Here is a 25,547-nt window from a genome sequence, read left to right on the forward strand (position 1 = left end):
CCCGGCGACGCAGCGTCCGCAGGCTCACCCCCAGATGGCGGGCCACCGCCTCGGTGGCCGCGGAGTGCCGGATGAGGTCTGGACCAGCGTGCGTGCCGGGCCCGAAGGTGTTCAAGGGGTTCCTGCGGCCGGACTGTGTCAATGCCCGCTTCGGCCAACGGAGTTGGAGGCTCCGGCGCCGCTGGGTGGGGGTGCCGGCCGGTCCGAGCGTCCGCTCACACGGCTACGGCTAAGCCGGAACACAGGGTTCTCTCAGCGGACGGGGACAGGATCGTCACATGTCTGGCACCCGAAGCGACCGCGTCCGCGTGCTGATCGTCGATGACGAGCCGGGGCTCACCGAACTGCTGTCCGTCGCTGTGACGGAGGCGGGCTGGCGGCCCTATCCAGCGGCCGACGGACAGAGCGCGCTGCGCGTCGCGCGAGGCTGCGCCCCGCACGTCGTCGTCCTCGACGGGATGCTGCCCGACCTGGACGGAGTTCAGGTGCTGCGGCGGCTGCGGTACGAGAATCCGAAGCTGCCCGTTCTCATGCTCACCGCGCGTGACGCGCTGGAACACCGCATCGACGGGCTCACCGCGGGTGCCGACGACTATGTGACGAAACCCTTCTCCCTGGAGGAGGTCGTGCTGCGGCTGCGCGGACTGCTGCGCCGGGCCGGGGCCGAGCACGCACAGTCCGACGGCGCCGTACTGGTCCTCGGCGACCTGGTGCTGACCGAGGGCACCCGCGAGGTGCACCGCGACGGCACGCCCGTCCGGCTCACGGCCAAGGAGTTCGACCTGCTCAGCCTGTTGCTGGGGCACCCGCGCCAGGTGCTGAGCAAGGCCCAGATCCTGGACCATGTGTGGAGCAGCTCCTTCGACGCCGGCGGAAACCTGGTCGAGGTGTACATCTCCGGTCTGCGCCGGAAGCTCGACAAGGGGCGGGCGCCCATGATCCACACGGTGCGCGGGATGGGGTACGTCATCAGGCCGCCGGAGGACGGGAGATGAGCCGCCCACCGCACGCGCGTCTGCGAGGCCGGTCCCTGCGTACCCGCCTCCTCGTCTTCATCAGCGTCATCCTGGTCGTGGTGTGTGCCGCGATGGCCCTCACCACGGTCTTCGCCCAACGGGCCTATCTGCTCGGCAACCTGGACGAGCACGTCACCCACGCCGCGGAGCGCAGCCAGGGCGGGATCCAGGTCGGGCCCGGCGTCCGCACGGACCTTTCGTTCCTCAATGAACAGGGGCAGGCGTCCGGCACGCTCGGCGCCCGGCTCGACGACGCCGGGAACGTCATCGCCGCCCAGGTGGTGATCCGGGGCGGCGGACTCCAGGCACTCACCGCCGCCCAGCGCGCGTCCCTCGGCGGCATCACGGCCGACGGATCCCTGCACACCCGGACCGTTCCCGGCCTGGGCACCTACCGGGTCACCGCCCTCCAGGTCGACGGGAGTCCCGTCCTCACCGGCCTCCCGATGGACGACGTGCAGGACATGATCAGCGGCCTGGTGGTGGTCGAGGCGGTCGTGGCGGCCGCCGGACTCGCCGTCGCGGGCTGCGTCTGCGCCGTCGTCATCCGGCGCCAACTGCGCCCGCTGGGGCGGGTCGCCGCCACCGCCGTCGAGGTGTCCCGCTCCCCGCTCGGCCACGGTGAGGTCACCCACCTGATCCGGGTGCCCGAGCGCGACACCGACCCCGGCAGCGAGGCCGGCCAGGTCGGCGCCGCGCTCAACCGCATGATCGACCACGTCGAGTCCTCGATCGGCGAGCGCCAGCGCAGCGAGGAACGCATGCGCCGCTTCCTCGCCGACGCCAGCCATGAACTGCGTACGCCGCTCGCGTCCATCGCCGGATACGCGGAGTTGATGAACCGCGGCACCGAGAAGATCGAGCCGACCCTGGCCTGGCGGCGCGTCTCCGCCGAGTCGGCGCGGATGACCGGCCTGGTCGAGGATCTGCTGCTGCTCGCCCGGCTCGACGAGGGCCGGCCCCTGCACGCGACGGAGGTCGACCTCGCAGCCCTGGTCGCCGAGTCCGTATGGGACGCGCGGGCCGCCGGGGACGGCCACAACTGGCAGTTGGCGCTGCTGGTCGACTCCCCGGCACTGGTCGTCGGCGACGAGGCACGGCTGCATCAGGTGGTGGCCAACCTGTTGGCCAACGCCCGTGTGCATACGCCTGTTGGCACGACCGTGGTCGCTTCGCTGGAGGTCACGGAGGCGTCCTGCACGATTCGCGTACGGGACGACGGCCCCGGTATTCCGCGGCACCTGCTCCCCTCGGTCTTCGAGCGCTTCACCAGGGGCGACGTCTCCCGCGCCCGCAGCGGCCCGGCGGACGGCGGCTCCGGCCTCGGCCTCGCCATCGTCGCGGCCATCACGGCGGCGCACGGGGGCCGTATTCACGTGGAAAGCGCGCCCGGCCGCACGGAGTTCACCGTCGAGCTGCCGTCCACCACGGCCGTCGAGCTGCCGCCGTCCGGGGCCGTCGGGCTGCCGCCGTCCGGGGCCGTCGGGCAGTCCCGCGCGGCGTTCGCCGTCGAGTCGTCGTCCGCGGGACCGGTCTGAGCCGGGGCCTCAAGTCCGGCTTCAGGTCTGGCTTCAGGTCTGGCTTCAGGCCCGGGCTCAGGTCTGGCTTCAGGTGTAGGTCGGCATTCAGGCCCGGCTTCACGCTCGCCTTCAAGTCCGCATTCAGACCCGGTTCCACGCCCGGCTTCACAATCGGATCCACTCGACATCCACTCCGTCATCCCTACGCCCAACGGCAACGACTACGGGAAGGAGCTCCTTCGGCAGCACTACCTGACGTCACCTCACCACCAGTGACGTAACACTGGTCTTTCTCGGTCATGGCGAGGGCCGTACCCACCTGTGAGGAGGGTGCGGCCCTCGTGCGTGAGGCGTTTACAGAGGTTCCTGCGCGCGCTAACTTCCGAATGAGGTGGGAGCGCTCCCATGGCAGCGGACCGGAACCCGCCCCCGGAGCCGCTCCCGCCTCGTCCGGTTCTTCCCACGACATCGAGCAAAGGAGCTCTTGTCATGCACATGTCCTACATGGCGCCGCGGAAGTCGTCGACCGCATCCCGATTACCGCTGCCCACCCGCCGCAGAGCACTGTTCCTCATCCTGCTCGCCGTCCTCAGTACGCTCCCCGCCCTCGGCCTGGTCGTCACGACCGGCGGCGCGGCGGCAGCCCACGGCACCCCCATGAAACCCGGCAGCCGCACCTTCCTGTGCTGGCAGGACGGGCTGACCGACACCGGTGAGATCAAGCCCGTGAACCCGGCCTGCAAGGCGGCGCAGCAGGTCAGCGGCACCACGCCGTTCTACAACTGGTTTTCGGTGCTCCGCTCGGACGGCGCGGGCCGCACCCGCGGCTTCGTCCCGGACGGCGAGCTGTGCAGCGGCGGCAACGCCAACTTCACGGGGTTCAACCTCCCGCGGAACGACTGGCCGCTCACCCATCTCACCTCGGGCGCGACCGCCGACTTCTCGTACAACGCCTGGGCCGCGCACCCTGGTTGGTTCTACGTCTACATCACCAAGGACGGCTTCGACCCGACCAAGACGCTCACCTGGGACGACATGGAGGACCAGCCGTTCCTCACGGTCGACCACCCGCCGCTCAACGGCACCCCGGGCACGGTCGAGGCCAACTACTCGTGGAGCGGCAAGCTCCCCGACGGCAAGTCCGGCCGCCACATCATCTACATGGTCTGGCAGCGCTCGGACAGCGCGGAGACCTTCTACTCCTGCTCCGACGTCGTCTTCGACGGCGGCAACGGCGAAGTGACGGGCATCCACGACCCGGGCAACCCGACCGAGCCACCGCCCGGCGCGTGCTCCGCGACCCGTCGTACGACCAACAGCTGGTCCGGCGGTTACCAGGCCGAGGTGACCGTCACCAACACCGGCGACGTGCCGATGCTCGGCTGGATGGTCGACTGGACGCTGCCGAGCGGGCAGTCGGTCGCCAGCCTCTGGAACGGCAACGTGACGTACAACGGTCAGGATGTGATGGTGCACAACGCCGACTGGAACGGGGCGTTGGATCCGGGCAAGAGCACGACGTTCGGGTACGTCGTCCAGGGCACCGGTGACGATCCCTCAACGGCCCTGCCCTGTCGGGTGGGGTGACCCTGCGCGGCTCAGGGCGGACCGGGTGGGTGGTTCGGTACTCACCCGGTCCGCGAGCCCGGACGCGGTCGGGGGAGGCCCGGCCCGGGATGGTGCGGCTTGTGGTGACCCTGGTGCGCGACAACGTTGTCGAATGGTCTGTACATGACTCTACCGCCTCAACAGACAACGATGTCAACCCAGTTGACCTTCGACGAGGCGTGCGCTGCGCCAACGGGGTGTGCGCCGGGCGCGTCTCCCGTGCCGCGGGCGGTCTTCCGTGGTGCCCGTGGCGCACGTTACTGTCCCTGCGGCTTGTGCGACCTGTGGTGCGCGACCCGTCCGAAGGAGGAGGGGCCGCGTCATGCGTTTCCGTCCGTCATCCGTCCTGCTGGCCGTCGCTCTGGCGGCCGGTGGGATCACCCCAGCGGTGGCCGCGACCGCCGCACCCCCGGACCTGGTCCGGGATCCCACCGCATACGTCGACCCGCTCATCGGCACCAAGAACGGCGGCAATGTCTTCCCCGGCGCCGTCGTGCCCTTCGGCATGCTCTCCTGGAGCCCCGAGAACACTCGCGGGGACGCCACCCGCACGGCCGCGCCGGGCGGCTACCAGTACGACGCCACGCGCATCCGGGGCTTCAGCCTCACCCACATGTCCGGCACGGGCTGCGCGGGCGGCAGCGGCGACATCCCCTTCTTCCCGTACGCCGGCGAGGTCACCTCGTCCCCGGCGAGCGACACCAAGGACGCCGTGTACGCGGCCGATTTCGCGCACGCCGACGAGAGCGCGGAGCCCGGCCACTACAAGGTCGGGCTCGCCTCCGGTGTCACCGCCGACCTCACGGCGACCGCCCGCACGGGCTCGGGACGCTTCACCTTCCCCGCCGACCAACCCGCCTCGCTGCTGATCCGTACCGCCAACTCCGAAGTCGGGTCCACGGATTCGTCCCTGCGGATCGACCCGGCGACCCGCACGGTCTCCGGATCCGTCACCTCCGGGAACTTCTGCGGCTACCTCGACCCGGAGGGTCAACGCGCCTACTACACCCTCTACTTCACCGCCCGCTTCGACCATGACTTCAAGGCGACCGGCACCTGGCAGGACGACAGGCTGAGCCCCGGGAGCACGGAAGCCAGTGGCGGCACCGGGGGATTCGGGCAGGGCGGCCGTCCCGTCGCGGGCAAGGGCGCGGGCGGCTACGTGGAGTTCGAGCCCGGCGCCGATCCCGTGAACGTCAAGGTCGGTATCTCGTACGTCAGTCAGGCGGGCGCCGAGGCCAACCTCGCGTCCGAGAACCCGCCGTACCGGTCCTTCGCCTCGGTCCAGGGTGCCGCCCACCGCGCCTGGCGCGACCGGCTCGGCGCCATCAAGGTCGGCGGCGGTACGGACACCGATCGCACCACCTTCTACACCGCGCTCTATCACGCCCTCCTGCACCCGAACGTCATCAGTGACGCCGACCGCAGATACCGGGGTCCCGACGACAAGGTCCATCTCGTCAGCCGCGGCCACCGGGCGCAGTACGGCACCTTCTCCGGCTGGGACGTCTACCGCTCCCAGGTCCAGCTGCTGACCCTCCTCAACCCGGACACCGGCTCCGACATCGCGCAGTCGCTGCTCGAAACGGCCCGGCAGAACGGGGGAGTCTGGGATCGCTGGCTGCACGGCGCGAGCGGCACGCACGTCATGAACGGCGATCCTTCACCGGCCGCGCTCGCGGGCATCCGGGCCTTCGGCGGCACGGACTTCGACCTTCGGGGCGCGCTCGACTCCCTGGTCCAGGCGGCCACGGTGCCGACGGAGCAGGATCTCTCCTCGGCGGGCAAGCCGGTCCTCTCGGTGGGCCAGCGTCCGTCCCTCGACAAGTATCTGAAGCAGCACTACATGCCCTCCGTGTCCAACGCGTGGGGCGGCGCCGCCGAGACCCTGGAGATGTCGGGCGCGGACTTCGCGATCTCCCAACTCGCGGCTGCCGCAGGGAAGAAGGGGACCGCCGACGAGTTCGCCCAACGCTCCCAGTGGTGGCAGAACAACTTCAACATCGCGGCCGACCCCACCGGCGGCTACGTCGCGAACCGTAAGGCGGACGGCAGTTGGGTCACCGGCTTCACCCCCGCCACCGGCAACGGTTTCGTGGAGGGGACGGCGGCCCAGTACACCTGGATGGTGCAGCACGACCCGGCCGGGCTGTTCGCGGCCATGGGCGGCCGCGACAAGGCCCTCGACCGCCTCGACATCTTCTTCCACAACGCCGACGGCAGCTGGGCCTTCACGGGCAGCGGCGGCGACAAGTCCGAGCTGGACAACGAACCGTCGATCAACGTGCCGTACCTGTACGACTACGCGGGTGCCCCCTACAAGACGCAGGCGACCGTCCGCGCCGCGATGAACCAGCTGTGGTCGACGCAGCCGGGCGGCATCCCCGGCAACGACGACCTCGGCGCGATGTCGTCCTGGTACGTCTTCTCCGCACTCGGCATGTACCCCCAGGTGCCCTCCCGCGCCGAACTCACCCTGTCCTCACCGCTGTTCCCGAGGGCCGAGATCGAACGGCCGGGCGGCGGTGACATCGAGATCCGGGCCGCGGGCGCGGCCGCCGACGCCCCGTACATCCACTCTCTGAAGGTCAACGGCCGTATCAGCGACCGGCCTTGGCTCCCGGCCTCTTTCGTCCGGGACGGCGGCACGCTCGACTACACGCTGGGCGACACCCCCGACAAGCAGTGGGGCAGCTCCGAGGATGCCGCTCCACCCTCCTTCCGCGAGGGCGAGCAGCCGTACCAGATCGGCGTGGGGCCGACCACGGCGACGCTCGCGCCGGGCGGCAGCGCGAAGCTCGACATCCGCGCCCTCGCCCTGAGCGGCGGCGCGGGACCCGAGGTCCGCTTCCGCGTGGACGCGCCGGAGGGCGTGACGGCGACCCCCGCCGAGGGCACGGTGACCGACGGCGCGCAGCAGATCACCCTGTCGGCCGCAGAGGACGCCAAGCAGGGCTTCTACGACGTCAAGGTCACGGTGACGTCGACCGACACCTCGTACGGACAACCCGTCGCGCTCACCGTCGCGGCCCCCGGCTCCCTCCTCGCCGCATACAACAACACCGGCATCTCGGACGACACCGGCGACCACGACGAGGCCGACTACGACGGCGGCGGCTGGAGCTACTCCCGCCAGGCCCTCGCCGACGCCGGCCTCACTCCCGGCCGACAGGGCACCGTCGACGGCCTCACGTACACCTGGCCCGACTCCCCGTCCGGCCGTCCCGACAACGCCTCGGCCACCGCCCAGACCATCGAACTTCCCGACCCCGTGACCCAGTTGTCGTTCATCGGCAGCGCCGTCAACGGCAACCAGCAGACCAAGGCCACCGTCACCTACACCGACGGCACCACCGACTCCATCGACCTCTCCTTCACCGACTGGACCGTCGGCGGCGGAGCCGGCACCGTCCAGTACGGCAACGAGACCGTCGCCAAGGCCGCGTACCGCAATGTCGCGGGCGCCGACAAGGACCCGGTGCCGACCTACGTCTTCGCCACCAAGCCCTTCCAGGCCCCGTCCGGCAGGACCATCAAGAGCGTGAAGCTGCCCGACAACGCGGACCTGCACGTCTTCACCCTCGCCGTGAACTGAACCCACCCAGGAACGCGAGGCGGGCCCGGAGTCTCCTCCGAGCCCGCCCCTCTCCCGTGGGGGGTGTGCGTCAGGCCAGCAGTTCCACCTCCGCGAGGGTCGACTGGCCGTCGAGGACCAGGCGGTAGTGGGCGTACGAGCCCGGGTCGGCGACCGTGAAGGCGCGGGTCTGCTTGTCCCAGGGGAAGGACTCGCCGGAGCGCTTGTCGACGTCGGTCCACGTCGTGCCGTCGGACGAGCCCTGCAGGACCCACCCGGTCGGGGCCTTCGTGTGGTCCGAGGACGACGTCAGGGTGTACTGAACTCCCTTGGTGGAAGCGGCGATCGGCAGGTCGACCGAGGTGACCGTCGCATCCGTCGCCGACGTGTTGTCGAACAGCGCGCCCTCCCCCTTCAGGGCGTCCGTGCGCGGCGAGGGCACCTTGTCGTCCTGGGTGATCGACACGGGCGCCGCGTTCTTGCCGGTGCCCCATGAGGACGGCTTGGAGCCCATGTCGAACTCCAGCACGCCACCACGGGAGATGAGGGAGTGCGGTAGTGAAGTCGAGTTCCACTTCTTGCCGTTGACCCTCAGGCTCTGCACGTACACGTTCTTCGCGCTGTTCTTCGGGGCCTTGACGACCAGGTCCTTGCCGTTCTCCAGGTGGACCGTCGCCTTGGTGAACAGCGGGGAGCCGATGGCGTATTCGCCGCTGCCCATCACCAACGGGTAGAAGCCGAGCGCGGAGAAGAGGTACCAGGCCGACTGCTCGCCGTTGTCCTCGTCGCCGTGGTAGCCCTGCCCGATCTCGCTGCCGGTGTAGAGGCGGGAGAGGACCTCGCGGACGTTCTTCTGCGTCTTCCAGGGCTGCCCCGCCGCGTCGTACATGTAATTCACGTGGTGCGCCACCTGGTTGGAGTGCCCGTACATGCCGAGGCGTACGTCACGGGCCTCGGTCATCTCATGGATGACTCCGCCGTACGAGCCCACGAAGTCGGGCGAGGCCGTCTCGGGCGTGGCGAAGTACGCGTCCAGCTTCTTGGCCAACCCGCTCCGGCCGCCGTACAGGTTCGCCAGACCCCGGCTGTCCTGCGGCGCCGTGAACGCGTACCCCCAGCCGTTCGTCTCCGTGTAGTCGTAGCCCCACACGCGTGGGTCGTACTTGGACGACTCGACCCGCCAGCCGCCCTTGTCGTCGCGGCCCTGGAAGAAACCGGCCGTCCCGTCGAACAGATTCACATAGTCCTGGGCCCGGTTGAGGAAGTACGCGGACTCCTCCTTGTAGCGCTTCTTGCCGGTCTTCTTGTAGAGGGCCCGGCCCATCTCGGCGATGCCGTAGTCGTTGACATAACCCTCCATGGCCCACGACAGGCCTTCGCCCGTGTCGGTGCTCGTGTAGCCGAGGAATGGTGAGGTCGCCATGCCCTTGCGGCCCACGCCCGATGTCGGCGGGACGACCGTGGCGTTCTTCAGGGCCGCGTTGTACGCCGACTCCGCGTCGAAGCCGACACCCTTCACATACGCGTCCGCGAACGCCACGTCCGACGAGGTGCCGGTCATCAGGTCCGCGTACCCGGGCGAGGACCAGCGCGAGGTCCAGCCGCCGTCCTTGTACTGCTGCACGAACCCGTCGACCATCTCACCTGCTTGACCGGGCGTCAGGAGCGAGTAGGCGGGCCAGGTCGTCCGATAGGTGTCCCAGAAGCCGTTGTTGACGTACACCTTGCCGTCGACGATCTTCGCGCCGGTGTGGGTGGGTGTGTCGGGACCCGGCATGGGCGAGAACGGCGAGGCGTACTGGTACGCCGAACCGACCTTCTCGAAGCCGGAGTTGGGGTAGAGGTACAGCCGGTACAGGCTGGAGTACAACGTTGTCAGCTGGTCCGGCGTCGCGCCCTCGACCTCGACCTTGCCGAGCAGCTTGTCCCACTGCTGCTGGGCCCGCGCCTTGACGGTCCCGAAGGACGTGCCGTCGGGGATCTCCTGGCGCAGGTTGTCCTTGGCCTGGTCGATGCTGATGAGCGAGGTGGCGAGGCGCAGCGTGACCGTGTGGTCCGCGCCGGCCGTGAACTTCAGATACCCCTTGACCCCGCTGGAGTCGCCTTCGGTCACGGGCGCGTCGAAGACCCCGTACACGAAGAGCCGGGTGGCACCTGTCGACAGGCCGGACTTCACGTCCGAATAGCCGGTGACCACGCCGGCGGACTTGTCGAGCGTCAGCCCCGCCTGCTCGGTGACGTTGTCGAAGACGACGCCCGCGTCGTCACCGGGATAGGTGAAGCGCAGCGCCGCCGCGTGGTCCGTGGGCGCCATCTCGGCCTTGAGACCGTTCTCGAAGGTCACCCCGTAGTAGTAGGGGCGCGCGGTCTCGTTCTCGTGCCGGAAGGCGAGGGCGCGGGCGGTGCGGCCGGTGTCCGGGGTGCCGGACGCGGCCGACGGCATCACCTGGAAGGTCTGCCGGTCGCCCATCCAGGGGCTCGGCTCATGGCTCGCGCTGAACGCCTGGAGGGTGGGCAGGTTGTCCGCGTTGTTCGCCCGTGCGTAGTCGTAGAGCCAGCTCAGCGAGCCCGCGTTGGTCACCGGCGTCCAGAAGTTGAAGCCGTGCGGGACGGCCGTCGCCGGAAAGTTGTTGCCGCGCGAGAAGCCGCCGCTGGAGTTGGTGCCGCGGGTCGTCAGTGCGTAGTCGGACAGATGCGCCTTGGGCTTCTCGGGCGCCACGACCTTGAGGGAGACGTCGTCCAGCCAGCCGCGGAACTTCGCCGGGCCTTTGGGCGAGTCGTATGCGACCAGAATCCGGTCCACCGTCTTCCCCGCCGCGACCGATCCGATCCGTGAGGCGACGTCGTTCCACTGGTTGACGTAGAGGACCTTGGACGCGCCCTGCCCCTGCGGCGTCAACGCGAAACCGTGCTGGTCGACGGGGTTCAGGTCACTCAGATAGGTGCCGTCCGTGAAGACCAGGTCCACGGAGACGTTCGTGGCGTCGTAGTCCCGGTCGCCGTCCGCCATGGAGGGGAAGATCCGGTACGACAGCTCGGTGTCCCGTCCGACGGCCACGTTCACGTCGAACACCTTGTTGTACGAGTACGCCCGGCCGTCCGCCTTGTGCGTACCGGCGTACCGCAGGGCCCGCTTGCCGGTGAAACCCGCGCCCGCCTTCGCGGTGGGGGAGCCGCTCGGTCCGCGGTCCACCAGCGAGAGCATGTCCTTGGGCGTCGGGTCGTCACTGGCGCCGGTGGAGAACTGGACGTCGGAGAGCTGGAGGATGTCCCCGCCGTCGTTCTTGGTGACGTCGAGGCGGAAGTGCTGGTACTCGACGGGACCCGTGATGTCGTACGACTTCGTCTGGAACCGCTCACCGAAGGCTTCGCCGGCACGCGTGTCGAGGGTCTTCCAGTCCTTGCCGTCGGTGGACCCCTGGAGGGTCCAGTCCTGCGGGTCGCGCTCGTCGTGGTCGTTGGCCGAGGTAAGCGCGTACGTGACCACCTTGACCGGGGAGTCCAGGTCGAACTCCGCCCAGCCGGTGGGCTCGAAGGTCAGCCACTTGGTGCTCGGCTCGCCGTCGACGAGGTTCTCCTTCACCTCGCCCGCGCCCGTGTTCTCGCCGCTGGCGCGGACGTCCGTGACGTGGTCGGTGACATTGCCGGGGATGCCTGAGCTGTATCCGCCGTCGACGCCGGATGCTCGCTTTGTACCGTCCAACGCCGTGTCGACGGTGTTCAGCCAGTCCGGCGCGGGATCACCCGATTCGAACGAGGAGGTGAACTCCCGGTCGGCGGCCGCCGCTTGGGCCGGCAGGGCGATTGCCACGCCTTGCGAGGCGACCAGCAGAGAAAGCGCTGTCACCCCCAGTGCTGCCGAGGAACCCCATCCGGGCCGAGCCGTAGAACTCCGTCTGTACCGAGCTCTGTGCTGCATTCGAGAGCACCCTCCCTGCGCCTGCACGGACAACGTTGTCAAATCGCTGGGCAAGGATCAGTAGGGGGTCAAGTTGCCAGTGATGTCAAGGGTGTTGGATGTGGCATCCGGGATGAATACCGTGCGACGAACCGCGCATTGGGTTCATTGCGGGAGGTTGGCACCCTGTCGATCTTCTCCGGGGTGAGGCGGGGGCGCCCCATATTTCCGGGAGGTCTCAACTCGGAAAAGACCCACCGGTAAACCTGCATTCGATCTTGCTCCGCTGGCGGGAAATGGACTATACCTGTCGGCGTCTGCTCCGCCGTTCGATGGCGATGGACAGGCACAACCCCGGGGGGAAATCGGGACGCGGAGGACCGTGTCACCTACACCGATCGCCGTGTCGTCCGACTGAAACCTCCATGCACGACCCCAGCTTTGACCTAATCGCGGTGCCGGGGAGGATCCGGTTCACCGCCTGAGTCCTGGAGAAGGCGAGGACTTGAGCATGGGATCCACTTCCGCCGAGAACAGCAACCCCGAGGGTGTCGGCCGCCGTGATCTGATCAAGCGGTCGGCGGCACTCGGCCTGATCTCCGTACCCACGATGAGCTTCCTGTCCGCGTGTGCGAGCAGCGACAGCGGTACTGAGGGCAAGGCCAAGACCGGCAAGAAGACGAAGAAGAATCCGCTGGGCGTCAACGAGACCGCGGCGCTCTCGGTCGTCATCTTCGACGGCGGTTTCGGCACGAAGTACGCGACCGACGCCAACGCCGAGTACAAGAAGGCGTACCCCAAGGTCAAGATCGATTTCCACAAGACACAGAAGATCCAGTCCGAGCTGCAGCCCAAGTTCAACGGCGGCACTCCTCCGGACCTGATCGACAACTCCGGTGCCCAGCAGATGGACATGGGCGTGCTGGTCGGTAAGAAGCAGCTCACCGACCTGACCCCGCTCCTCGACGCGCCGTCGATCGACGACCCGGCCAAGAAGGTCCGTGACACGCTGCGCCCCGGCATCGTCGAGATGGGCCAGTTCGACGGCGACCCGGTGTGGATCATGTACTACGCGTACACGGTCTACGGCGTGTGGTACTCCGAGACTGCCCTGAACAAGCTCGATTCGACGTACCCCGAGGACTGGGACGCCATGCTCGCGCTGTGCGCGAAGGCGAAGAAGCAGGGCATCGCCGGCTGGACGTACGCGGGCAAGTACCCGTACTACCTGCCCTTCTCGCTCTACCCGTTCATCGCCAAGATCGGCGGCCGCGAGGTTCTCGACAAGATCGACAACCTGGAGCCGAACGCGTGGAAGGACCCGGCCGTCAAGGCCGCGTTCGAGGCGTACTACGAGCTCTACAAGAAGGGCTACATCCTCAAGGGCACCCCGGGTATCGACCACATTCAGTCGCAGACCGCCTGGGCCAAGGGCAAGGCGCTCTTCATCCCGAACGGCTCCTGGGTGGAGAACGAGTCCGCGAAGGTCATCCCGGCGGACTTCAACCTGGCCGTCAGCGGCCCGTCCAGCCTCGACAGCTCCGACAAGATGCCGTTCGGCACCATCTGGGCTTCCGGCGGCGAACCCTTCATCGTCCCGGCCAAGGCGGCCAACCCGGCGGGCGGCATGGAGCAGCTGCGCATCATGCTCAGCGAGGCCTCGTCGAAGAACTTCACCAGCCAGGTGAAGTCGCTCACCGCTTTCAACGGCGGCACCGAGGGCATCACGCTGACCCCGGGCCTCAAGTCCGGTGTCGCGGCCCTGGACAAGGCCGGCGACAACGTCGTCAACCCGCGCCTCCAGGACTGGTACGTGAAGCTCCAGAAGGAGCAGATCGGTGTCTCCGGTCTCGGCGAGATGATGGCAGGGCGACTGACCCCGGCCGAGGCCATCAAGAAGATCCAGGGCTACGCGGACGCGGCGGCCAAGGACCAGTCCATCAAGCACTACAAGCACCAGTAGCGGAACGTGCGCAGACGTCACCAGCGGCGGCACCCGCTAAACGATCGGGGTCGGTAACCATGCAACACGGCAAGTACCGGTTCATTGTGGGGTTCTTGGTGACCCCCTTGGCTTTGTACGGGATCTTCGTGATCTGGCCGTTCATCCAGGCGATCTACTACTCGTTCACGGACTGGACCGGTCTGAGCCCCGACTTCAAGATGGTCGGCTTCGCGAACTACCGCAGAATGCTGGACGACGACATCTTCTGGAAGTCGTTGCAGCACAGCCTGCTGTTCGCGTTGCTGCTGCCGCTGGTGACGCTGGGCCTCGCACTCTTCTTCGCCTTCATGCTCAATGTCGGTGGGCGGCGCCGAAAGGGCGCCGCCATCACCGGGGTGCGCGGCTCGGGCTTCTACAAGATCGCCTATTTCTTCCCTCAGGTGCTGTCGATCGCCATCGTCGCGCTGCTCTTCCAGTTCGCGTACAACCCCAACGACGGGGTGATCAACGGGACTTTGAAGGCCATTGGTCTCGACAGTGTCCAGCCGGACTGGCTGGGTGACCCGAATCTCGCCCTCTGGTGCGTGATGGCGGTACTTCTCTGGAGCACGGTCGGGTTCTTCGTCGTGCTGTTCTCCGCGGGAATGGCGTCGATCCCGAAGGACTTCTACGAAGCCGCCCTCCTCGACGGCGCGTCCCGATTCACCACCTTTTTCAAAATCACCCTTCCCCTGCTCTGGGACACCGTGCAGTCCGGATGGGTCTACATGGGAATCCTGGCCCTCGGTGCCGAGGCATTCGCCGCCGTACAGATCATGACCGTGGGTCCCGGCGGGCCCGATTACTCGACCACGGTCCTTCCGCTGTACGTGTACCAATCGGCGTTCCGCGACGCGAACGCCGCCTACGCGACAACGATCGGTGTCGCCCTTCTCATCGTCACGCTGCTGTTCGCAGCGATCGTGATGCGGCTGGGCCGGCGCGAGCGGCTGGAGTTCTGATGAAGACCACTGACACCCCGCCGCCCGTGGAGCCGGTCGAGGACCGTCCTCAGGTGACGAAGACGAAGGCGGCGCCGGAGAAGGCGAAGAGCAGCGAAGGCGGCGCCCTCAACGTCTTCTCGCACGGCATCCTCATCCTCTGGGCCATCATGGTCGTACTGCCGCTCCTGTGGGCGGTGATGACGTCCTTCAAGGACGACGACTCCATCTTCAGCTCACCCTGGTCGCTGCCGGACAAGCTGCACTTCGACAACTGGTCGCGCGCCTGGTCGCAGGCGCACATGAGCGACTACTTCGGCAACACGCTGATCGTGGTCGGATTCTCGCTGGTCGGCACGCTTGTCCTCGGTTCGATGGCGGCGTACGTCCTCGCCCGTTTCGACTTCCCGGGCAACCGCTTCATCTACTTCCTCTTCGTCGGAGGAATGAGCTTTCCGATCATGCTCGCCCTGGTGCCGCTGTTCTATGTGCTGAACAACATGCAACTGCTGAACACCCTGCCGGGCCTGATACTCGTCTACATCGCCTACTCGCTGCCGTTCACGGTCTTCTTCCTGACCTCGTTCTTCAGGACGCTCCCGAGCTCGATCGCCGAAGCGGCATTCGTCGACGGTGCCTCGCACACCAGGACGTTCTTCCAGATCATGCTGCCGATGGCCAAGCCCGGTCTGATCAGCGTCGGTATCTTCAACTTCCTGGGGCAGTGGAACCAGTACATGCTCCCCACGGTGCTGAACACCGACCCGGACAAGAAGGTGCTCTCCCAGGGCCTCGTCGAGCTGGCGACCAGCCAGGGGTACAAGGGCGACTGGTCCGGTCTGTTCGCCGGCCTGGTGATGGCGATGCTGCCGGTGCTGGCCGCGTACATCATCTTCCAGCGGCAGGTGGTGCAGGGGCTGACGGCGGGTGCGTTGAAGTAGCCGTCGGGCTCAGTCGGGGGTGATCACCTCCAGCAAGCAGGGATACGGGGAGTCCAGTGCCGTCGCCAGTGCGGCGGCCAGGTGTTGCGCACGGTCCACCCGGGCCGATGCGCAGCCCTGGGCACGTGCCAAGGCCGTGAAGTCGCCGGTCAGGGCCGTGCCCACCGGCTTGTCGATGCCGAATCGCTCGGCGAAGCGGTTCAGGGTCGCGTGCGCGCCGTTGTTCACCTCGATCACCGTGCGGGGCAGGCCCAGTTCGGCAGCCGACCACAGAGCCTGGACGGAGTACATGGCGGGCCCGTCGCCGATCACAGGGATCCCCCATTGCTGGTCCTCCTGGTCCTCCTGGTCCTTCTGGTCAGTCCTGGTCCGGCTTGACCGCCTGGAGGGCGGTCCGGACGGTGGACGGGGACATCGGTGTCGCCGTCAGCAGTTCGGCGATCTCGGGTACGGCGTCCGCCATGGCGTTGGCGAGGGGCGCCGGCGGCGGAATGGCCCGGCTCTCGCCAAGTCCCTTGAAGCCGCAGGGAATGACGGCGCTGGGCGTGACCCGGTCCTCGGCCGGCTCCGCCGGAATGTCGCCGGGGGAGGGCAGTACGTAGTCGGCGTAACCGGCGCTGATCGGCTGTCCGTCGGCCGGGTCGTACGCGACCTCCTGAACGAGGGCGATGCCGATGCCCTGGGCCATGCCGCCGGTGATCCGTCCGGCGCGGCTGCGCGGATTGACCAGCACGCCGCTGTCGTCGACAGCCCACTAGTCCTCGACGTGTGTCCGGACGGTCTCCGCGTCGACCGCGACCGCCGCGCCGTGGGTGCGGTACGAGAAGGTCAGGGCCGGTGGGGCGAAGTCGACCGTTTGCTCCAGCTGGGTGGGTTCGGGATCGGTTCCGCCCCACCCCTTCCACCCCCGGAAGGCGACCTCTCGCCAGGCGATTCCGACCTCCTGCCCCTCGGCCCGGAACACCTCGCCGTGCGAGGTCACGTCCGCGGGATCGACGCCCGGACAGCGGGCGGCGAGCCCGCGCATGCGTTCCCGCATGCGCTCGCCTGCCTTCATCAGCGCACCGCCCGCGAGCGTCAGGAAGCGGCCGGCCTGCGCGGAGAGGTCCGAACAGGGCGAGGTGGCGGTGGCTCCGCGCGTCGGCCGCCCCGGCCGGCTGAGCTCCCCGGCTGTGTGCAGCGGATGAACGGAGCCCGCCGGGGAGACGGCGGTGAGCCGACCGGCGGATTTCCGGGAGTATGTCGGGGAACCGGGCGGCAGGACCCGCATCCGGACAGGGAGACTCTGCCCCGATTTCCGTCAAGGACTTGACTGCGGTAACCCGTTCAGCGGAGCTTGGAGTTCACAACTTGTAAGTGAACCGGGGCTCCGCTGCTGTGACCCGGATCACACCGGCGGCATCGTGGCCGTCCGGCTGAGGGCAGGAGTGGATGAGTCGATGGAGACTCCGGGGTCGCAGTCGTCGCTGCACCGAGCCAATCTGGAGCGCGTCGTACGTGCGGTGCGCCTTGCGGGTTCGCTCACGCAGGCGGAGATCGCGAGGACGACGGGCCTGTCCGCCGCGACCGTGTCCAATATCGTCCGGGAACTCAAGGACGGCGGAACGGTCGAGGTCACACCCACTTCGGCCGGCGGCCGCAGGGCCCGCAGCGTCAGTCTGAGCGGTGACGCCGGCATCGTGATCGGCGTCGATTTCGGGCATACGCATTTGCGCGTCGCGGTCGGGAACCTCGCCCACCAGGTGCTGGCCGAGGAGTCCGAGCCGCTCGACGTGGACGCCTCCGCCGCGCAGGGCTTCGACCGGGCCGAGGAGCTGGTCAATCGCCTGATCGCGGCAACCGGGGTGGACCGTTCCAAGATCGCGGGCGTGGGGCTCGGTGTGCCCGGTCCGATCGACGTCGAGTCGGGGAGCCTCGGCTCCACCGCGATCCTGCCGGGCTGGACCGGCACGAAGCCCGCCGAGGAGTTGCAAGGGCGGCTCGGCGTACCCGTGCACGTGGACAACGACGCCAACCTGGGCGCGCTCGGCGAGATGGTCTGGGGGAGCGGGCGCGGGGTCAAGGACCTGGCGTACATCAAGGTCGCCAGCGGTGTCGGCGCGGGCCTGGTGATCAACGGCAAGATCTACCGGGGCCCGGGTGGCACGGCGGGAGAAATCGGGCATATCACTCTCGATGAATCCGGCCCCGTGTGCCGCTGCGGCAACCGAGGCTGCCTGGAGACCTTTGCGGCCGCGCGCTATGTGCTGCCGCTCCTCCAGTCCAGTCATGGCACCAATCTGACCATGGAAGGCGTGGTCAGACTGGCGCGCGACGGTGATCCGGGCTGCCGTCGGGTGATCGCCGATGTCGGCCGTCACATCGGCAGCGGCGTCGCGAACCTCTGCAACTTGCTGAACCCGAGCCGGGTGGTTCTCGGCGGCGATCTCGCCGAGGCCGGGGAGCTGGTTCTCGGGCCCATCAGGGAGTCGGTCAGCCGGTATGCGATCCCCAGCGCCGCGCGTCAACTCTCGGTGCTGCCAGGGGCACTTGGGGGTCGCGCGGAGGTGCTCGGAGCGCTCGCTCTCGCACTCAGCGAGATGGGCGATTCGACCCTTTTGGATGGCTCGCTGACTGCAGCCACCCCTGCCTTCACTTAGAGAACGCATAGCGCCGTTGCAATCTCGTTAAGTATTTACTTCTTGACGTCTTACGTGCGGCCGAGTTGACTTCGAGCCACCTCGGCCGCAGCGTTGCGGCCCTGTCAGGGAGGCACCCCCAATGAACGCAACGATGCGTAGAGTCGTGATCGGTACCGCCGCGGTCTCGATGGCCCTTTCCGTGGCCGCCTGTGGCAAGGCCGGTGACAAGAGCTCTGACAGCAGCAGCTCGGACAGCAAGACCATCGGTCTGCTGCTTCCCGACAGCGTCACCACGCGCTACGAGAAGTTCGACCACCCGCTCTTCGACGCCAAGGTGAAGGAGCTGTGCTCCGACTGCAAGGTCGAGTACGCGAACGCGGCGGGTGACGCGGCCAAGCAGGCCCAGCAGGTCAGCAGCATGATCACCAAGGGTGTCAAGGTCCTCGTGATCAGCGCCCAGGACTCCGCCGCCATCAAGTCCTCCATCCAGACCGCGGTCGACAAGGGCATCAAGGTCGTCGCGTACGACCGTCTCGCCCAGGGTCCGGTCTCGGCGTACGTCTCCTTCGACAACGTCAAGGTCGGCGAGCTCCAGGGCCAGGCGCTGCTCGACTCGCTCGGCTCCAAGGCGACCACCAAGTCCAAGGTCGTCATGATCAACGGTGACGACGCCGACCCGAACGCCGGGCAGTTCAAGAAGGGCGCCCACAACGCGCTCGACGGCAAGGTCAACATCGCCTACGAGCAGTCCGGCCTCTGGAAGGACACCGTCGCCGCCCAGAAGATGTCCGCGGCCATCACCCAGCTCGGTGCCAAGAAGATCGCGGGCGTCTACTCCGCCAACGACGGCATGGCCGGTGGTATCGCCAACACCCTCAAGGGCGCCGACATCAGCGGCATCCCGCTGACGGGTCAGGATGCCGAACTGGCGGGCATCCAGCGGATCGTCGCGGGCACCCAGTCCAGCACGGTCTACAAGGCCTTCAAGCCGGAGGCGGACGCCGCCGCCCAGCTCGCGGTCAACCTGCTCCAGGGCAAGAGCATCAAGGACCTCGCCACCACGACGCAGACCAGCGGCTCCGGTGACAAGGTGCCCTCGCAGCTGCTGACCCCGGTGTCGGTCACCAAGGCCAACATCAAGGACACGGTGATCGCGGACAAGCTCTACACCGTCGCGGACATCTGCACCTCGGAGTACGCGAAGGCCTGCAAGGCCGCCGGTCTCCAGTAGTCACCCGAATCTCGGGCGAACGCCCGAGTCACGACCGCTCGGCGGTCTCGCGAAACCTGTCCGACGCCTGCCCCACCTTCATACCCCGCTGCGGGGTGGGCGTCGGACGGAACCGACCGTTGCCAAGCGCAGCGGATTCGCGCATGTTCATCTTGTAAACCTTGTGCGTTTTGCACATCCCTCCGCGCCTGTCAGTAAGCGCGGCATCCCCGCCGGTCAGGCGGCGAAGGAGATGGTTCACGTGTCCGCTACGCCCGTGCTGGCGTTGCGCGGAGTCTCTAAGCGATTCGGTGCTGTGCAAGCGCTCACCGATGTCGAACTGGAGGTTCACGCCGGAGAAGTGGTCGCCCTGGTCGGCGACAACGGCGCAGGAAAGTCGACCCTGGTCAAGACGATCGCGGGTGTTCACCCGATCGATGAGGGTGTCATCGAGTGGGATGGCAAGCCGGTCAGCATCAACAAGCCGCACGACGCCCAGGGACTCGGCGTCGCGACGGTCTACCAGGACCTCGCCCTGTGCGACAACCTCGATGTGGTCGGCAACCTCTACCTCGGACGCGAGCTGCTGCACCGAGGCGTCATCGACGAGGTGACGATGGAGCAGAAGGCTCGCGAGCTGCTGAGCACGCTCTCCATCCGCATCCCGAGCGTGCGTATCCCGATCGCGAGCCTCTCCGGTGGCCAGCGCCAGGTCGTCGCCATCGCGCGCGCCCTGATCGGTGACCCCAAGGTCGTCATCCTCGACGAGCCCACCGCCGCCCTCGGCGTCGAGCAGACCGCGCAGGTCCTCGACCTGGTCGAGCGGCTGCGCGAGCGGAACCTCGGCGTCATCCTCATCAGCCACAACATGGCCGACGTCAAGGCGGTCGCGGACACCGTCGCCGTCCTGCGCCTGGGCAAGAACAACGGCTCCTTCCCGGTGAAGGACACCAGCCACGAAGAGATCATCGCCGCGATCACGGGAGCCACGGAAAACGCCGTGACCCGTCGTGCGGGGCGTCGCAGCACGGAGGCGGCAAAGTGAGCGACACGTCCAAGGTCACGAAGTCGGACTCCGAGCCGGAGCCCCAGACCACCGTGGCGCCCGCCGACGACCCCACGGCCGCGCCCGTGCCCGTCGTCGACCCGCGGCTGCTGGTCCGCGAAGAGGGCCTGAAGGGCTACGTCACCGAGTTCAAGCGCAAGGTGAAGGGCGGCGAGCTGGGCTCGCTGCCGGTCTTCGTCGGACTGATCATCATCTGGACGATCTTCCAGTTCCAGAACGACCGGTTCCTCAGCGCCGACAACCTGTCCAACATCAGCTACTTCATGTCGGCCACCGGCATGCTGGCCATCGGCCTGGTGTTCGTCCTGCTGCTCGGAGAGATCGACCTCTCCGTCGGCTCGGTCAGCGGTCTGGCGTCCACGCTCTTCGCCGTCTTCGTGGTCAACCACGGCATGAACGGCTGGCTGGCCCTGATCCTGACCGTCGTCACCGGTGTCGGCATCGGCGCGCTGCACGGCTGGTTCTTCGCCAAGATCGGCGTACCGGCCTTCGTCGTGACACTGGCCGGCTTCCTCGGCTGGAACGGTCTGATGCTGTGGCTGCTCGGTTCGAGCGGCACCATCAACGTCCCGGCCGAGACGGGCCCGGTGCACCTGCTCGGTCAGAGCTCCTTCTTCATGGACCAGGCCGTCATCGGCGCCTACGTGCTGGCCGGCCTCGGCGTCCTCTCCATGCTCGTGGGCTCCTTCGGTGAGCAGCGCCGCCGCCGTGCCGCCGGTGTGCCCTTCCGGCCCACCGGCGAGATCCTCGTGCGGGTCGGCGCGCTCGCCGTGGCGTCCTTCGCCGCCGCGGCCGTGCTGAACAACGCCTCGGGTGTGTCCAACGCCCTGGTGATCTTCCTCGCGGCGCTGGTGATCGTCGACTTCGTGCTGCGGCGCACCACGTACGGCCGGAAGATCTTCGCGGTCGGCGGCGGCATCGAGGCGGCCCGCCGGGCCGGTATCAGCGTGCCCATGATCCGTATCACCGTGTTCGCCATCTCCGGCGGCTTCGCGGCGGTCGGCGGCATGTTCTTCGCCGGGCAGACCGCGAGCGCGACCCTGAACGCCGGTGGCGGCAACACCCTGATGCTGGCCATCGCGGCCGCCGTCATCGGTGGCACCAGCCTCTTCGGTGGCCGGGGCAACGTCTGGTCGGCCCTGCTGGGCATGCTGGTCATCCAGTCCATCCAGACCGGCCTGGACCTGCTCAACATGAACACGTCCATCCAGTACATGATCACCGGCGCGGTGCTCCTGGGTGCCGTGGTCATCGACTCGGTGTCCCGCAAGAGCCAGAAGGCCGCGGGTCGCGCATAACGCGGGGTGCCCTAGGAGCGCGTACGCCGGTAAGACGGGGCGCGCTTCAGTACAGCCCCTCTTGAACCTGTGCCCGGTACCAATGGCGGTGCCGGGCACAGTCATGTTCAGGCGCCCTGGGCGGCGAACGTGTATTCCCCTCCGTACAGCCGATCGCGTGACGTACAACGCGGAGCCCGGACGTCGCCGTGAAAGGCGGAACATTAGACTCGACAGACCCGGCAAAGCTCGAACAGCTCTACTGCAAGGAGGCACGGGTGCCGCTGCTGACCCGCATCAGGGGACCGCGCGATCTGGACCGGCTCAGCCTGGAGCAGCTGGACCAGCTGGCCGGCGAGATCAGGACCTTTCTCGTCGACGCGGTCTCCAAGACCGGCGGCCACCTCGGCCCCAACCTCGGTGTCGTGGAGCTCACCATCGCGCTGCACCGCGTCTTCGAGTCGCCCAAGGACAGGGTGCTGTGGGACACGGGCCACCAGTCCTACGTACACAAGCTGCTCACCGGCCGCCAGGACTTCTCGAAGCTGAAGATGAAGGGCGGCCTCTCCGGCTACCCCGCGCAGGCCGAGTCCGAGCACGACGTGATCGAGAACTCGCACGCCTCCACGGTCCTCGGCTGGGCCGACGGCCTGGCGAAGGCGAACCAGGTCCTCCGTAAGGACGACCACGTGGTCGCCGTCATCGGCGACGGTGCCCTCACCGGCGGCATGGCCTGGGAGGCGCTCAACAACATCGCGGACGCCAAGGACCGCCCGCTGGTGATCGTCGTCAACGACAACGAGCGTTCGTACGCCCCCACCATCGGCGGCCTCGCGAACCATCTGGCGACCCTGCGCACCACGGACGGCTACGAGCGCTTCCTGGCCCGCGGCAAGGACCTCCTGGAGCGCACCCCGGTCGTCGGCAAGCCGCTCTACGAGACCCTGCACGGCGCCAAGAAGGGCCTCAAGGACTTCATCGCCCCGCAGGGCATGTTCGAGGACCTCGGCCTGAAGTACGTCGGCCCGATCGACGGCCACGACATCGAGGCTCTGGAGTCCGCCCTCGCCCGCGCCAAGCGCTTCGGCGGCCCCGTCATCGTGCACTGCCTCACCGAGAAGGGCCGCGGCTACCAGCCCGCCCTCCAGGACGAGGCGGACCGCTTCCACGCCGTCGGCAAGATCCACCCCGACACGGGCCTGCCGATCGCCTCCTCCGGCGCCGACTGGACCTCCGTCTTCGGCGAGGAGATGGTCAAGCTCGGCCAGGAGCGCAAGGACATCGTCGCCATCACGGCCGCGATGCTCCAGCCGGTCGGCCTCGACAAGTTCGCCAAGGTCTTCCCGAAGCGGGTGTACGACGTCGGCATCGCCGAGCAGCACGCGGCCGTGTCCGCGGCGGGCCTGGCCACCGGCGGCCTGCACCCCGTCTTCGCCGTCTACGCGACCTTCCTCAACCGCGCCTTCGACCAGGTCCTGATGGACGTCGCGCTGCACAAGTGCGGCGTCACCTTCGTCCTGGACCGGGCGGGCGTCACGGGCACCGACGGTGCCTCGCACAACGGCATGTGGGACATGTCGATCCTCCAGGTCGTGCCGGGCCTCAGGCTGGCCGCGCCGCGCGACGCCGACCAGGTCCGCGCCCAGTTGCGCGAGGCCGTCGAGGTCACCGACGCGCCGACCGTGGTCCGCTTCTCCAAGGGCGCGGTCGGCCCGGCCGTGCCCGCCGTGGGCCGGATCGGCGGCATGGACGTGCTGCGGGCGCCGGGCACCGACGCGCCGGACGTCCTCCTCGTCTCCGTCGGCGCGCTCGCGCCGATGTGCCTGGAGATCGCCGGCCTCCTCGACAAGCAGGGCATCTCCACGACCGTCGTCGACCCACGCTGGGTCAAGCCGGTCGACGAGGCCATGGCCCCGCTCGCCGAGCAGCACCGCGTGGTCGTCACCGTCGAGGACAACTCCCGCGTCGGCGGTGTCGGTTCGACGATCGCGCAGGCGCTGCGCGACGCCGGCGTCGACATGCCGCTGCGTGACTTCGGCATCCCGCCGCGCTTCCTCGACCACGCCTCCCGGGGTGAGGTCATGGCGGAGATCGGCCTGACCGCCCCGGACATCGCCCGTCAGGTCACCGGGCTGGTCGCCAAGCTGGACGGCCGGTTCGAGCGCACCACCGCCGAGGCCGTGGACGCGGTGGAGCCCGCGCGCGACTGACGCACCCCCGCAGGTCCAATGGGCCGGTTTCAGCACTCCTTCAGAGTGGTGAAACCGGCCCATTCGCCTGAATCCGTCCGCGCCGGGGCATACGCATCACACGCCCCCTCGATCATGTCGAGGACGTCAAGCGTGGAGGTACGCCCGTGAGCAGCACCCTCTTCAGAACGAAGAAGGTCGAACAGTCGATCTTGGACACTGAGGAGCCGGAGCACGCACTCAAGAAGTCGCTGTCCGCTCTGGATCTCACCGTCTTCGGCGTCGGTGTCATCATCGGCACCGGCATCTTCGTCCTCACCGGCAAGGTCGCCAAGGAGAACGCGGGACCGGCGGTCTCCCTGGCGTTCGTCGCGGCGGGCGTCGTCTGCGGCCTGGCGGCGCTCTGCTATGCGGAGTTCGCGTCCACGGTCCCGGTGGCGGGGTCCGCGTACACCTTCTCGTACGCCTCGCTCGGCGAGCTGCCCGCCTGGATCATCGGCTGGGACCTGGTCCTGGAGTTCGCGCTCGGTACGGCGGTAGTGGCCGTCGGCTGGTCGGGGTACGTGCGCTCGCTGCTGGACAACGCGGGCTGGCATCTGCCCGACTATCTCAGCGGGCGCGAGGGGGCCACCGGGTTCGGCTTCGACATCCTGGCCGCAGCGCTGGTGCTGGTGCTCACCGTCATCCTGGTCATCGGCGTGAAGCTCTCCGCCCGGGTCACCACGGTCGTGGTCGCCATCAAGGTCACCGTGGTGATGATCGTGATCATCGCGGGCGCCTTCTTCATCGTGGGCGACAACTACAAGCCCTTCATCCCCAAGGCGCAGGCCCAGGAGGCGGGCAGCAGTCTCCAATCCCCGCTCGTCCAGCTGATGTTCGGCTACACACCCACCAACTTCGGTGTGATGGGCATCTTCACCGCTGCCTCCGTCGTCTTCTTCGCCTTCATCGGCTTCGACGTCGTGGCCACCGCGGCCGAGGAGACCAAGAATCCGCAGCGGGACATGCCGCGCGGCATCCTCGGCTCCCTGTTCATCTGCACGGCGCTCTACGTCGCCGTGTCGATCGTCGTCACGGGCATGGAGAATTACCGCCAACTGTCCATCGACGCCCCGCTCGCCGACGCCTTCAAGGCGACCGGGCACCCCTGGTACGCGGGCGTCATCAGCTTCGGCGCCGCCGTCGGTCTGACCACGGTCTGCATGATCCTGCTGCTCGGCCAGACCCGGGTCTTCTTCGCGATGAGCCGCGACGGGCTGCTGCCCCGGTTCTTCTCCCGCGTCCACCCGAGGTTCCGCACCCCGCACCGGCCGACCATCCTGCTCGGCGTGATCATCGCGATCCTCGCGGGTTTCACCAGCCTCAGCGAACTGGCCGAACTGGTCAACATCGGTACGCTCTTCGCCTTCGTCGTCGTCGCGATCGGCGTCGTCATCCTCCGCCGCACCCGCCCCGACCTGCACCGCGCCTTCCGCACCCCGCTGGTGCCGCTGGTCCCGATCCTGTCGGTGCTCGCCTCGCTGTGGCTGATGCTGAACCTGCCCGCGGAGACCTGGGTGCGGTTCGGGGCGTGGATGGTGATCGGCTTCGTCGTCTACTTCCTGTACGGGCGCTCGCACAGCCGCCTGGGCCGTCACGAGGAGACGACGGTGGGCCAGGTGATGAGGCCGCCGGGCCGCGACGCCAAGTAATCGCACCGGTT

General features: G+C 68.1%; 15 protein-coding genes and 1 pseudogene. 13 read left to right on the forward strand and 3 right to left on the reverse strand.

Annotation, left to right across the window (positions count from 1 at the left end):
• The first annotated feature begins 278 nt into the window (after positions 1 to 278).
• From ACZ4WS_RS21305 to ACZ4WS_RS21320, 4 genes are all read left to right on the forward strand, one after another.
• Positions 279 to 995, forward strand: a complete 717-nt coding sequence (locus ACZ4WS_RS21305; protein WP_467982533.1) for a response regulator transcription factor — start codon at positions 279 to 281, stop codon at positions 993 to 995.
• Positions 992 to 2,554: a sensor histidine kinase gene (locus ACZ4WS_RS21310; protein ID WP_467982535.1), complete on the forward strand. Its 1,563-nt coding sequence runs from the start codon at positions 992 to 994 to the stop codon at positions 2,552 to 2,554. Before ACZ4WS_RS21305 ends, ACZ4WS_RS21310 begins: the two co-directional genes overlap by 4 nt.
• A 477-nt stretch (positions 2,555 to 3,031) precedes the next feature.
• Positions 3,032 to 4,123, forward strand: a complete 1,092-nt coding sequence (locus ACZ4WS_RS21315) for a lytic polysaccharide monooxygenase auxiliary activity family 9 protein (protein ID WP_467982762.1) — start codon at positions 3,032 to 3,034, stop codon at positions 4,121 to 4,123.
• 343 nt (positions 4,124 to 4,466) lie between these two features.
• Positions 4,467 to 7,739, forward strand: a complete 3,273-nt coding sequence (locus ACZ4WS_RS21320) for a GH92 family glycosyl hydrolase (protein WP_467982538.1) — start codon at positions 4,467 to 4,469, stop codon at positions 7,737 to 7,739.
• A gap of 70 nt (positions 7,740 to 7,809) precedes the next feature.
• Here ACZ4WS_RS21320 and ACZ4WS_RS21325 read toward each other — a convergent pair whose 3' ends face one another.
• Complete coding sequence (locus ACZ4WS_RS21325) at positions 7,810 to 11,637, reverse strand: GH92 family glycosyl hydrolase (RefSeq protein ID WP_467982540.1); 3,828 nt, start codon at positions 11,635 to 11,637, stop codon at positions 7,810 to 7,812.
• A 490-nt stretch (positions 11,638 to 12,127) separates the two neighbouring features.
• On the opposite strand from ACZ4WS_RS21325, the gene ngcE reads away from it, so the two are divergent.
• Genes ngcE through ACZ4WS_RS21340 form a run of 3 tightly spaced genes read left to right on the forward strand, consistent with a single transcriptional unit; the run spans position 12,128 to position 15,482 of the window.
• A complete protein-coding gene (ngcE, locus tag ACZ4WS_RS21330) occupies positions 12,128 to 13,579 on the forward strand; it encodes an N-acetylglucosamine/diacetylchitobiose ABC transporter substrate-binding protein (RefSeq protein ID WP_467982542.1) in 1,452 nt (483 codons plus the stop codon).
• Positions 13,580 to 13,638: 59 nt separating this feature from the next.
• Complete coding sequence (locus tag ACZ4WS_RS21335) at positions 13,639 to 14,562, forward strand: carbohydrate ABC transporter permease (protein WP_467982544.1); 924 nt, start codon at positions 13,639 to 13,641, stop codon at positions 14,560 to 14,562.
• Complete coding sequence (locus ACZ4WS_RS21340; protein ID WP_467982546.1) at positions 14,562 to 15,482, forward strand: carbohydrate ABC transporter permease; 921 nt, start codon at positions 14,562 to 14,564, stop codon at positions 15,480 to 15,482. Before ACZ4WS_RS21335 ends, ACZ4WS_RS21340 begins: the two co-directional genes overlap by 1 nt.
• 9 nt (positions 15,483 to 15,491) lie before the next feature.
• On the opposite strand, the gene ACZ4WS_RS21345 is transcribed toward ACZ4WS_RS21340, so the two are convergent.
• Both ACZ4WS_RS21345 and ACZ4WS_RS21350 read right to left on the reverse strand, forming a co-directional pair.
• Positions 15,492 to 15,794 (reverse strand): thiamine pyrophosphate-dependent enzyme, encoded by a 303-nt coding sequence (locus ACZ4WS_RS21345; protein ID WP_467982548.1) that lies wholly within the window; start codon positions 15,792 to 15,794, stop codon positions 15,492 to 15,494.
• Between the two features lie 46 nt (positions 15,795 to 15,840).
• Positions 15,841 to 16,752, reverse strand: a pseudogene (locus ACZ4WS_RS21350) (molybdopterin cofactor-binding domain-containing protein).
• 169 nt (positions 16,753 to 16,921) lie between these two features.
• Between ACZ4WS_RS21350 and ACZ4WS_RS21355 the strand changes: the two are divergent.
• The 6 genes from ACZ4WS_RS21355 to ACZ4WS_RS21380 all read left to right on the forward strand — a co-directional run bounded on the left by ACZ4WS_RS21355 (position 16,922) and on the right by ACZ4WS_RS21380 (position 25,536).
• Positions 16,922 to 18,121 carry an ROK family transcriptional regulator gene (locus ACZ4WS_RS21355; protein ID WP_467982549.1) on the forward strand — a complete coding sequence of 400 codons (1,200 nt, stop codon included), beginning with the start codon at positions 16,922 to 16,924 and terminating at the stop codon, positions 18,119 to 18,121.
• 133 nt (positions 18,122 to 18,254) lie between these two features.
• Positions 18,255 to 19,334 (forward strand): sugar ABC transporter substrate-binding protein, encoded by a 1,080-nt coding sequence (locus ACZ4WS_RS21360; protein ID WP_467982551.1) that lies wholly within the window; start codon positions 18,255 to 18,257, stop codon positions 19,332 to 19,334.
• A 232-nt stretch (positions 19,335 to 19,566) separates the two neighbouring features.
• Positions 19,567 to 20,358, forward strand: coding sequence for an ATP-binding cassette domain-containing protein (locus ACZ4WS_RS21365; RefSeq protein WP_467982553.1), 792 nt, complete (start codon positions 19,567 to 19,569; stop codon positions 20,356 to 20,358).
• Complete coding sequence (locus ACZ4WS_RS21370; RefSeq protein WP_467982555.1) at positions 20,355 to 21,677, forward strand: sugar ABC transporter permease; 1,323 nt, start codon at positions 20,355 to 20,357, stop codon at positions 21,675 to 21,677. Before ACZ4WS_RS21365 ends, ACZ4WS_RS21370 begins: the two co-directional genes overlap by 4 nt.
• A 257-nt stretch (positions 21,678 to 21,934) precedes the next feature.
• On the forward strand, positions 21,935 to 23,866 hold the full coding sequence (gene dxs / locus ACZ4WS_RS21375) for a 1-deoxy-D-xylulose-5-phosphate synthase (protein WP_467982556.1): 1,932 nt from the start codon (positions 21,935 to 21,937) through the stop codon (positions 23,864 to 23,866).
• 146 nt (positions 23,867 to 24,012) lie between these two features.
• On the forward strand, positions 24,013 to 25,536 hold the full coding sequence (locus ACZ4WS_RS21380; protein ID WP_467982558.1) for an amino acid permease: 1,524 nt from the start codon (positions 24,013 to 24,015) through the stop codon (positions 25,534 to 25,536).
• Positions 25,537 to 25,547: the final 11 nt, after the last annotated feature.

The sequence above is a fragment of the Streptomyces sp. NPDC029292 genome (assembly GCF_055569295.1).